The 9,601-nt window shown below is 67.7% G+C and carries 13 protein-coding genes; 6 read left to right on the top strand and 7 right to left on the bottom strand.

The window, feature by feature from the left end; genetic code table 11:
* The first annotated feature begins 100 nt into the window (after nucleotides 1-100).
* The gene (locus DWF00_RS25185; protein WP_114828435.1) at nucleotides 101-301 is read left to right on the top strand and encodes a hypothetical protein; all 201 of its coding nucleotides are present in this window, start codon (nucleotides 101-103) and stop codon (nucleotides 299-301) included.
* Between the two features lie 27 nt (nucleotides 302-328).
* On the opposite strand, the gene DWF00_RS25180 is transcribed toward DWF00_RS25185, so the two are convergent.
* The 4 genes from DWF00_RS25180 to mtgA all read right to left on the bottom strand — a co-directional run bounded on the left by DWF00_RS25180 (nucleotide 329) and on the right by mtgA (nucleotide 2,066).
* Nucleotides 329-682 carry a type II toxin-antitoxin system PemK/MazF family toxin gene (locus DWF00_RS25180; protein ID WP_114828436.1) on the bottom strand — a complete coding sequence of 118 codons (354 nt, stop codon included), beginning with the start codon at nucleotides 680-682 and terminating at the stop codon, nucleotides 329-331.
* A complete protein-coding gene (locus tag DWF00_RS25175; protein ID WP_114828437.1) occupies nucleotides 679-903 on the bottom strand; it encodes an antitoxin MazE family protein in 225 nt (74 codons plus the stop codon). The genes DWF00_RS25180 and DWF00_RS25175 overlap by 4 nt, the downstream gene beginning before the upstream one ends.
* A gap of 113 nt (nucleotides 904-1,016) precedes the next feature.
* A complete protein-coding gene (gene rpmF / locus DWF00_RS25170; protein WP_114828438.1) occupies nucleotides 1,017-1,202 on the bottom strand; it encodes a 50S ribosomal protein L32 in 186 nt (61 codons plus the stop codon).
* Nucleotides 1,203-1,379: 177 nt separating this feature from the next.
* Nucleotides 1,380-2,066 carry a monofunctional biosynthetic peptidoglycan transglycosylase gene (mtgA, locus tag DWF00_RS25165; RefSeq protein ID WP_114828439.1) on the bottom strand — a complete coding sequence of 229 codons (687 nt, stop codon included), beginning with the start codon at nucleotides 2,064-2,066 and terminating at the stop codon, nucleotides 1,380-1,382.
* Between the two features lie 113 nt (nucleotides 2,067-2,179).
* Between mtgA and DWF00_RS25160 the strand changes: the two genes are divergently transcribed.
* On the top strand, nucleotides 2,180-3,115 hold the full coding sequence (locus tag DWF00_RS25160) for a polyprenyl synthetase family protein (RefSeq protein ID WP_114828440.1): 936 nt from the start codon (nucleotides 2,180-2,182) through the stop codon (nucleotides 3,113-3,115).
* A 459-nt stretch (nucleotides 3,116-3,574) separates the two neighbouring features.
* Nucleotides 3,575-4,699 carry an extracellular catalytic domain type 1 short-chain-length polyhydroxyalkanoate depolymerase gene (locus DWF00_RS25155; protein ID WP_114828441.1) on the top strand — a complete coding sequence of 375 codons (1,125 nt, stop codon included), beginning with the start codon at nucleotides 3,575-3,577 and terminating at the stop codon, nucleotides 4,697-4,699.
* Nucleotides 4,700-4,853: 154 nt separating this feature from the next.
* Here the strand turns inward: DWF00_RS25155 and DWF00_RS25150 are convergent, their stop codons facing one another.
* Entirely contained in the window at nucleotides 4,854-5,357 is a 504-nt protein-coding gene (locus DWF00_RS25150) for a YciE/YciF ferroxidase family protein (RefSeq protein ID WP_114828442.1), read from the bottom strand.
* Between the two features lie 137 nt (nucleotides 5,358-5,494).
* On the opposite strand from DWF00_RS25150, the gene DWF00_RS25145 reads away from it, so the two are divergent.
* From DWF00_RS25145 to DWF00_RS25135, 3 genes are all read left to right on the top strand, one after another.
* Nucleotides 5,495-5,725, top strand: coding sequence for a hypothetical protein (locus DWF00_RS25145; protein ID WP_114828443.1), 231 nt, complete (start codon nucleotides 5,495-5,497; stop codon nucleotides 5,723-5,725).
* A 142-nt stretch (nucleotides 5,726-5,867) separates the two neighbouring features.
* Complete coding sequence (locus tag DWF00_RS25140) at nucleotides 5,868-6,167, top strand: PepSY domain-containing protein (protein ID WP_114828444.1); 300 nt, start codon at nucleotides 5,868-5,870, stop codon at nucleotides 6,165-6,167.
* 40 nt (nucleotides 6,168-6,207) lie between these two features.
* Entirely contained in the window at nucleotides 6,208-6,744 is a 537-nt protein-coding gene (locus tag DWF00_RS25135; protein ID WP_114828445.1) for a general stress protein, read from the top strand.
* A gap of 178 nt (nucleotides 6,745-6,922) precedes the next feature.
* On the opposite strand, the gene DWF00_RS29585 is transcribed toward DWF00_RS25135, so the two are convergent.
* Nucleotides 6,923-8,152, bottom strand: a complete 1,230-nt coding sequence (locus DWF00_RS29585) for a histidine kinase (RefSeq protein ID WP_181833312.1) — start codon at nucleotides 8,150-8,152, stop codon at nucleotides 6,923-6,925.
* A 31-nt stretch (nucleotides 8,153-8,183) separates the two neighbouring features.
* Nucleotides 8,184-9,476, bottom strand: a complete 1,293-nt coding sequence (locus DWF00_RS25125) for an adenylosuccinate synthase (RefSeq protein ID WP_114831554.1) — start codon at nucleotides 9,474-9,476, stop codon at nucleotides 8,184-8,186.
* Nucleotides 9,477-9,601: the final 125 nt, after the last annotated feature.

The following is a 9,601-nucleotide window of genomic DNA, read 5'->3' as shown; positions in this document are numbered from 1 at the left end:
GTCCCGAAACGATGCAGGTTTTTGCCTTAACGCAACGTTAAGGCTGGCCGCGAGATTGCAGAATTTGCTCCGACGAATGCGATTCGCCTCGGAGCGGGACATGGCCAGAGCCGACAGCCAGGACGAGAGCGGTGCAGGTGCGCCGCGCGAGCTGGCGATGATCCTGCTGCAACTGGCGGCAAGCCAGGCCGAGATCGGCCCGTTCGCACGGCGCGGGCGCGAGGCGCCGCAGGTGGCGGCGGCGCGTTATCGCGTGGCGGCCGGGGGCGCCGTCAGGCGGAAGCTCGGCCTCGTGGCCTGAGTACGGCTGCGCCTTCGCGCCGCCGTTTCACTCCTTTCGACCAGCTCGCGGCGAAACGGCCAGTCCGAGGAACACCAAGGCAGCTTGATTGAGCCGGAGGATGTCTTCGTCGTCCAGCCTGCCGATGCGCGCGCCGAGCTTGGATTTCGGGACAGTCGTCAGCTTATCGACCATCAATCGGCAGGGTGAGCGCAAGCGGTTCCGATCACTTGGCTCGATCGGCAGCCGGAAGAGCGGTGCGTCGGTCTCGTCGGTGGTGAAGGCGCAGATCGTGATCGAATCGGTCGCGTCGAAGCTGTCGTCCTGGACGATCACGACGGGCCTGGGCTTGCCGGCGTAGTCCTTGCCACCCGATGCCGTCCAGATATCGCCCCGCCTCATGCATCATCCCAGCCGGACAGGGCATCGATGAAGGCCTGGTCGTCGCGGGCCAAGTGGCTGTGGGCGACGGCGAGGGACTGCCGATGCGCCTCCGCCTTGAAGGACGGGGCGCGCACGTCCGGCACCCAGATCTGAAGCGGGCGAAGACCTTGCTGGCGCAGTCGCTCGCGGTGCTCGCGCACCTTCAGGCGCGAGGGCTTGGAGCCTGATGCTGTGGCCATGGCAAGTCTCCGAGGTGGTTACATGTAACCTAACACGAAGACGGTGCTGCCGGAACGAAAAAAGCCGGCCTCGCGGCCGGCCTTAAAACGCTCCCGGCGCAAGCACCCGAGGCTCAGGCGTCAGCCTTGGCCTTCAGCACCTGGCGGCCGCGATACATGCCGCTCTTCAGGTCGACATGGTGCGGGCGGCGCAGCTCGCCGGAGTTCTTGTCTTCGATATAGGTCGGCTGCTTCAGCGCGTCGGCCGAGCGGCGCATGCCGCGCTTCGACGGCGAAGTCTTTCTCTTCGGAACGGCCATTCTACTCTCCATCGTGCCGCCATCCGGAGGCAGGCACCAAAGCCCCGCCACCGCCACGACGACGGATCAATCTCGTGAGGCGTTGCCCATACACGCTCACAGCCGGAATGGCTAGTGCTTCGAGACCTTTTTATGACTCCGGCGGAGCGGCAGTCCGGCGAATTCCCAGAAGGTCGCTCAACCGGCATCCTTCGCGCCGCGTGGAAGGGCGCAGTCGCCAAGCGCGCCCAACTGACCGACGCGCCGCTGTACGCGCCCCGCGGCCGATTGCAAGCCGCGGCTCGGTTTGGCCGGGTTGCGCAGGATCGGGTTGGGCAGGGCGCCGGCGAGCCGTGCCGCCTCCGCCGGGCTCAGGCGGGAGGCGGGCTTGTGGAAATAATACTCCGCCGCTGCGTCGGCGCCGAACAGGCCTTCGCCCCATTCGGCAACGTTGAGATAAACCTCGATCACCCGCTGCTTCGGCCAGGCGAAGTCGATCGCCATGGCGAGGGGGATCTCCAGCCCCTTGCGCAGGTAGGAGCGGCCCGGCCAGAGGAAGACGTTCTTGGCCGTCTGCATGGTCAGGGTCGAGGCGCCGCGGCTCGGCCCGTCCTCGTCTTCGAGCACGCTGTTGAGCTCGATCCAGTCGACGCCGGCATGGCTGCAGAAGCGCTGGTCCTCGGAGGCGATCACGGCGCGGATCAGGTGGGGCGAGATCTGCTCCAGCGGCACCCATTGCCGCTCGACCGATCTGAAGGTCAGCCAGCGCCCGAGCATCAGGGTCGACGGCACCGGGACGAAGCGGAACAGCAACAGCGCCAGCGCCAGGAGGATGGCGAGGTAAAGCAGGATGCGAAAGCACCAGCCCAGCAATCGGCCGATCATGCCCTGCCGCCCTGCCCATGGTAAGTCGACACGATCGTCATGCCCCCGCAGCTTGACGATCCTGCCCCCGTCCGGCAAGGCCCCCGCCAAGCAAGCGAACCCAAGAGCGGCGCATGAGTTCCGGATATGACGACGCGCTGCCGCTGCGGCTGGCGCGAAATGCCGAAGCGGTCGAGGCGCTGCTCGACAACCTGCTCGCGCTCGACGTGGCCGCGGGCGAGATCGCGCGGCCGGAGCGGCTGCTCGCCGCGATGCGCCATGGCGCGCTCGGCGGGGGCAAGCGGCTGCGGCCCTTCCTGACCGTCGAGGCGGCGCGGCTGTTCTCCGCCAGCGAGGCACAGGCCCTGCGCGCCGGAACGGCGGTCGAGCTGCTGCATTGCTACTCCCTGGTCCATGACGACCTGCCCTCAATGGACGATGACGACACGCGCCGCGGCCGGCCGACCGTGCACAAAGCTTTTGACGAGGCGACCGCGATCCTGGCCGGCGACGCGCTGCTGACGCTCGCCTTCGAGGTGATGGCCGATCCGGCGACGCATGCGTCGGGCCAGGTGCGGGCGGCGTTGGTGTTGTGCCTGGCCCGCGCCTCGGGCCTGGGCGGCATGGTCGGCGGCCAGATGTTCGACCTCGCGGCCGAGGGGCGCTTCGAGCCGGCGCCGCGCGCGCTGAGCGAGTCGGAGATCCGCCGGCTGCAGGCGATGAAGACCGGCGCGCTGCTCAGGGCCAGCGTCGAGATCGGAGCGCTGCTCGGGGGCGCCGACGCAGCCGCGCTCGACGCGCTCAGGCGTTATGGCAGGGCGGTGGGCGCAGCCTTCCAGGTCGCCGACGACATCCTCGACGTCGAGGCGACGCCTGAGGAACTCGGCAAGGCCACGGCCAAGGATGCGGATAAGGGCAAGGCGACGCTGGTCTCGGCGCTCGGGCTCGACGCCGCCAAGCGCGAACGCGACCGCCTGCGCGACGAGGCGATCGCCGCGCTGGATGGCTTCGGCGAGGAGGCGGGCATGCTGCGGGAGGCGGCCAGGTTCGCGGCGGCGCGGCGGAGCTAGAGCATCGGACCGAAAAGTGGAATCCGGTTTTCGGAACAATCCGATGCAATAACAAAAGCCTAGATCGCCACATTGCGTCCGATAGGACGCACTGCGATCTAGAGCCGGAAATCCGGATCCGTCTCTCATCTAAAGAGTGAGAGCATGATGTCGTTCGAAAACCCGTGCCCACCTTTCGGCATCATGCTCTAAGTGGCGTGACTTGCGCTCAGGAGCCGGGCCGGGCCCGACCTTTTGCCAACACATTCAATGGATTGTCGCGTCTCTGGCTCCGGGTGGAACAAGCCATGCGGGGAGGCCATCCTCAGCGGTTGGGTCATCAGTCCACGCCGTCTCGGTCCAGAGCTCTTCCCTCAGTGGCGTTCGGAGAGTTTATTGTGCATTGCAACAAACGCGGTGCGAGGCCGTTGAAGGCATGTGTCAGCGCCATTCCGGGTTGACCATTATAGGACAGCCAGGATGCGCAATATCTCCGATACGATTGCCCGCTTGACGGCTGCGCGCGGGAACGCCCTTCCAGGACGGACTTCGAAAGAGCCCTCCCGTCTTTCCGAGATGACCTCCTTCGGCTCCAATCCGGGAGCCCTCAAGGCGCACAGCTATCTGCCGCAGGCCCTGCCCGAGGGCGCGCCGCTGGTCGTCGTCCTTCATGGCTGCACGCAAACGGCCGCAGGTTACGATCGCGGCTCCGGCTGGTCGCAGCTAGCGGATCGGCATGGCTTCGCGCTGCTTTATCCGGAGCAGCAAAGGGCCAACAATCCGAACCTCTGCTTCAACTGGTTCGTCCCTGGCGATATCCGGCGCGACTCGGGAGAAGCGCTTTCCATCGCGCAGATGGTTCGCAGGATGATCGAGAGCCATGATCTCGATCCGCGACGGGTCTTCGTCACCGGGCTGTCGGCCGGAGGAGCGATGACGTCGGTCATGCTCGCGGCCTATCCGGACCTGTTCGCGGGTGGAGCGATCATTGCCGGGCTGCCATACGGATGCGCGGGCACGGTGCCCGAGGCGCTCGACCGGATGCGCGGCCATGGGCTCCCGCCGGAGAAGACCTTGCAAAACGCGCTGCGCAACGCCTCGGGCCACCAGGGGCCATGGCCGGCGGTCTCCGTCTGGCATGGCACGCGCGACCTCACCGTCGTACCTGCCAACATGGAGGCCATCGTCACCCAATGGCGGGGCGTTCACAGGCTGCCGGCAGAGCCGACCGAGATCGGCGCTGTCGAGGGCCATTCCCGGCGGGTTTGGCGCGATGGGACAGGTGCAGCGAAGATCGAAGAGTTCAGGATTGCCGGAATGGGGCACGGCACGCCGCTGAGCACGGCGGACGGCATCGGAACCCCCGGGGCCTTCATGCTCGACGCGGGCATCTCGTCAACGCGCCATATCGCGGATTTCTGGCAGTTGTCCGGCACCGGTTCAGAACTCCCGGTGCAGCGCGAGCCTGTGAAGCCGGGGATTTCAGCCGGTCAAGACGATCAGCATGCCATCCTGCCGCCAGTTGCGCCGACGCTGACAAAGGCCGCGGCAGGCGTGGGGAAGGTGATCGAGGATGCGCTGCGGGCGGCGGGCCTGATGCGTTAGAGCATCTGACCGAAAAGTGGAATCCGGTTTTCGGAACAATCCGATGCAATAACAAAAGCCTAGATCGCCACTTTGCGTCCGATAGGACGCACGGCGATCTAGACGCGCCAGATAGGCGACGGCCCCGGCACTCGAACCGGGGCCGTCGATCTCCTTAGGCAGCCTTGGCGACGGCGGCGGTATTCGCCGGCGCGCCGAGCTGGGTCAGGGTCTTGTCGGTCTTGGTTTCCTCGGCGAGCGTCGCGTCGAGCAGCGTGGCGGCGTCGCTGTGGCCGAGCTGCTTGGCCCAGGCCTTCAAGGTGCCGTAGCGCGCCATCTCATAGTGCTCGACCGCCTGGGCGGAGGCGACGAGGCCGGCGTCGAGAGCCGGGCTGTCGGCGTAGTCCTCCATGACCGCCTTGCCCTCTTCGAGGATGCCGAGGATGGCGTCGCAGGTCTTGGCGCGCGGTGCCTTGCCGACGATCTCGAAGACCTGGCCGAGGCGCTCGACATGGCCCTCGGTTTCCTCGCGGTGGGTCTCGAAGGCCTTCTTCAGCTCGGGCGCCTTGGCGGCCTTGGCCATCTTGGGCAGCGCCTTCAGGATCTGCTTTTCGGCGTAGTAGACGTCCTTGAGCATGTCGAGGAACATCTCGTCCAGCGGCTTCGGGGTCGTGGCCATGGGGGGTCTCCGGGTTGTTCGGGGTTCGTGGGAGCCTAACCCGCTGCCGGTCGCTCCGTTCCTGGGCCATGTCGAAATCTTTACGGAACTTCGTATCCAGCGGCCGGGTTGCTTCCGATACAGCCAGGGAGGCTCGCATGGCCAAGCAACCGGAAGCTCTCGCAACCTTCGCCGCCGCGGCGCGCAAGGATGGCAAGAAGCCTGATGAGATCGGCCTGGAGGCAACGCTAGAGACGGCGCCGATACCGACCGACCCGGCGAAGAAGGCCGACGCCGCGACGAAGGTGCTCCGCGAGGGTGTGCTGAACACGGACCAGGGCGCGGACGAGGCGATCGACAGGCTGCCGGATCGCACGCGCGATCTCTAGAGCCGCCGTTAGGTTCCCTCCAAGATATTGAAATAATTAGCATCCCCGCCCGGATGCCGGGAGCTTTGGCGTGGAACTTTGAGCCGGTGCCTCACGTTCGGTTAGGCATCAGCGGCCTCGCCGCATGTCCTGGAGTTACACCATGAAAAAGCTGCTCATCGCCGCGCTCATCACGTCTGCCACCTCGCTTGGCGCGATCGCGCAGACCTCGACGACGTCGCCCATGCCCGCACCGAAGGCCGAGGCAGACAAGAACGCGCCGCTGCCAGGGGCCAACAGCTTCACCGAGGGCCAGGCCAAGAGCCGCCTCGAAGCCAACGGCTACTCGAACGTCACAGGGCTGAAGAAGGACGATAGCGGCGTCTGGAAGGGCTCCGCCACGCAGGCCGGCGCCACGGTCAATGTCTCGGTCGACTATCGCGGCAACATCGTCCGCCACTGAGCCGGCGCCACCAACAGATCATCAGCAGAGAGGCATCACCATGACCCATACCATCACCCGCTCCTACCAGACCTATGACGACGCCAGGATCGCCGTCGAGCAACTCCAGGCTGCCGGCATCGCCGACGGCGACATCAGCGTCGTCGGGCATCAGGAGGATACCAAGGACAGCAACGCCGGCGAGGGCGCCGGCATCGGCGGTGCCATTGGCGGCGCCGCGGGCCTCCTGGCGGGGCTAGGCCTGATCGCGATTCCGGGAATCGGCCCCGTCGTGGCGGCGGGCTGGCTCGCCGCCACCGCTGCCGGCGCAGTGACCGGTGCCGCTGCCGGCGGGCTCGTCGGGGCGCTGACCAGCGCCGGCATCAGCAAGGAAGACGCCGACTACCATGCCGAGACCGTGCGTCGCGGCGGGACCGTCGTCTCGGTGCGCACGACCGAGGAGCATGCCCCGACCGTCGAGGCGATCCTCGACGGCGCGACCCCGATCGACCGCGACAGCCGCCTCGCCGATTATCGCGCCGATGGCTGGAACCGCTTCGACGAGACTGCCGGTCCTTACCGTCCGCCGGTCGTCTGAGGCACCCTCTGCATTCCCCGATAAGCTGGCTGGCCTCCGGATTTCGATCCGGAGGCCTTTTTCGCTGGAGGGGTAGCGGAGGTCGGGCAGTACCGGAGGACCCACGTCTACACCGAACTTCGGCGCCCCATCCCAAGCAGAAGGCGCGGCACGGAGCACATCGCTGTGCTTCCGCGCCTCAGCGCCAGCGGCTGAAGGCGTCTGCCAGCGTCTGGTTGCCCGAGACGCCCTTCTCGAAGGTGATGATGCCACGGCGGCCGGAGGCGAAGCGCACGGGGATGTCGATCCAGGCGCGCGTCTGCATCAGCTCGAGGTTGCGCTCGATCTCGACCGGCACGTTCGACAGGGCGGCGACGAAGAGGTTCTCGCCGAGCGCCGAGCTGATCGCCGAGATCGGCGCGCCGCGCTCGCTCTCCTCGGCCTTGAACTGCGGCACGCCGACTTCGCGGACGGCGTCGGCCGCCTGGGCGCCGGTGCGGGTGAAGCGCATGCCGATGATGTGCGAGGCCGGGAAGGCGCTGTCGGCGTTGCGGCGGATGGTGAAGTCCAGGCTCAGGCCCGCATCGGGCACCTCGACGGTGGCGCGCACGATGGTCTCGACCGGGCGGCCCTGGCCGGCGCTTTCGCTGTCGAGCCGCCAGAAGACGCGGCCGTTGACCGCCTGCGGCTGTTGCGGGCTCTCCGGCATCTCCGTGTAGAGGATGGCGCGCTGGGCGACCGCGACCTCCCCGCCCTGCTGCACCGCGGGGGCATTGGTGCCGCCGCCGGGGCGCTGGGACTGGCCGGGGTTCTGCGCAGCGCCGCTATCGCCGATGCGATCGTTGAGCTTGCCGGCCGAGTCAGTCTGGGCGGGCGCTTGCTGGACCGAATTATCGACGCGCGGGCGCGCCGGCTCGGTCGGGTTGAACTTGTTGACGTAGTAGGCGAGCCCGGCGATCGCGATGACCGCGACGGCAACGCCGCTGCCGACGATGGCGGTGCGGACATGGCCGGGATCGACGCGGCGCTCGCGCGGCGGGGCGACGCGCGGGCGGATGACCTGCGCCTCGGCGGGCTCCGGCTCGGGCTGGTCGTCCTCGAAGCTGGGCGGCTCGCTCTCGGCTTCGTCGCGGAAGGCGCGCGCCGGCTCGGCCGGCGGCTCCGGCGCGACGGGGCGCGGCGGCGGCGCAGGCGGTTGCGGCTGGCTGCTGGCCCCACCCTCGCCGATATCGGCCTCGACCCGCGACACGGCCTCGTCGAGCGACAGGCGCTCGCGCATGATCTCGGCCTCGCCCAGCGGCGGGTCGAGGCTGCGCAACTGCGCCACGAGCGCCGTCCTGGCGCGGTCGTAGACCGCGCGGCGCGCTTCGGGCGACTTGTCGGGCAGCCCGGCAATCGCGCGTGCCAGGATCGGATAGAAATCGGCCATTGGGCTCAATTGTCCGTGTCGGGCCGGCTCGTCAACCCTCGAAAGGATTATGGACCAGGATCGTATCGTCGCGCTCGGGGCTGGTCGACAGCACCGCGACGGGGGCTCCGATCAGTTCTTCGATGCGGCGGACGTATTTGATCGCCTGCGCCGGCAGGTCTGCCCAGGAGCGGGCATTGGCGGTCGAGCCCTCCCAGCCCTCGATCACCTCGTAGATCGGCTCGACGCGGGCTTGATCGCTCTGGCCTGCCGGCAGGTGCTCGAGCACCTCGCCGTCGAGCCTATAGCCGGTGCAGACCTTGATCTCCGTGAAGCCGTCGAGGATGTCGAGCTTGGTCAGCGCGATGCCGTCGATGCCGGAGGTCTTCACGGTCTGGCGCACCAGGCAGGCGTCGAACCAGCCGCAGCGGCGCTTCCTGCCCGTGACGACGCCGAACTCCTTGCCCTTCTGGCCGATCAGCTCGCCGATCTCGTCGAAGAGCTCGGTCGGGAACGGGCCTTCGCCGACGCGCGTCGTATAGGCCTTGGCGATGCCGAGCACGTAGCCGACGGCGGAGGGGCCAAGGCCCGAGCCGGTCGCGGCCTGGCCGGCGACGATGTTGGACGAGGTCACGAACGGGTAGGTGCCGTGGTCGACGTCGAGCAGGGCGCCCTGGGCGCCCTCGAACAGGATGCGCTTGCCGGCGCGGCGCTCGGCGTCGAGCAGGGCCCAGACCGTGTCGGCATAGGGCAGCACCTCGCCGGCGATCCGGGTCAGCTCGGCCAGCAGCTCGGACGCGTCGACCTCGGCGATGCCGAGCCCGCGCCGCAGCGCGTTGTGATGCGCCAGAAGCCGCTCGATCTTGGCCTTGAGGATGGCCGGGTCCTTGAGGTCGATGACGCGAATCGCGCGCCTGCCGACCTTGTCCTCATAGGCCGGGCCGATGCCGCGTTTGGTCGTGCCGATCTTGAGGCCGGCATTGCTGGTCTCGCGGAAATGGTCGAGTTCGCGGTGCAGCGGCAGGATCAGGGTGGCGTTGTCGGCGATGCGCAGGTTCTCGGGCGAGATCGCGACGCCCTGGGCGCGCAACCGCCCGATCTCCTCGATCAGATGCCAGGGATCGACGACGACGCCGTTGCCGATGACCGAGAGCTTGCCGGGGCGCACGATGCCGGAGGGCAGCAGCGAGAGCTTGTAGACGTGGCCGTCGATGACGAGCGTATGGCCGGCATTATGGCCGCCCTGGAAGCGCACCACGACATCGGCCTGGCTCGACAGCCAGTCGACGATCTTGCCCTTGCCCTCGTCGCCCCACTGAGCGCCGACCACCACAACATTCGCCATGGGCTTTAATTCCCTGCCTCTTCGCCGCAAGCGCCGCGCACATGAAAAACCCCGGCGCAAGGCCGGGGTTTCGAGGCAGGTCCTTGCAAGCCCTCATGAGCCAACAATGCGGCGAGGTCAAGATC

This window comes from Allobosea caraganae (assembly GCF_003351345.1).
Lineage (GTDB): Bacteria > Pseudomonadota > Alphaproteobacteria > Rhizobiales > Beijerinckiaceae > Allobosea > Allobosea caraganae.
Note: the sequence above shows the minus strand (reverse complement) of the source record. Positions and strands in the feature narration are given on the sequence as shown.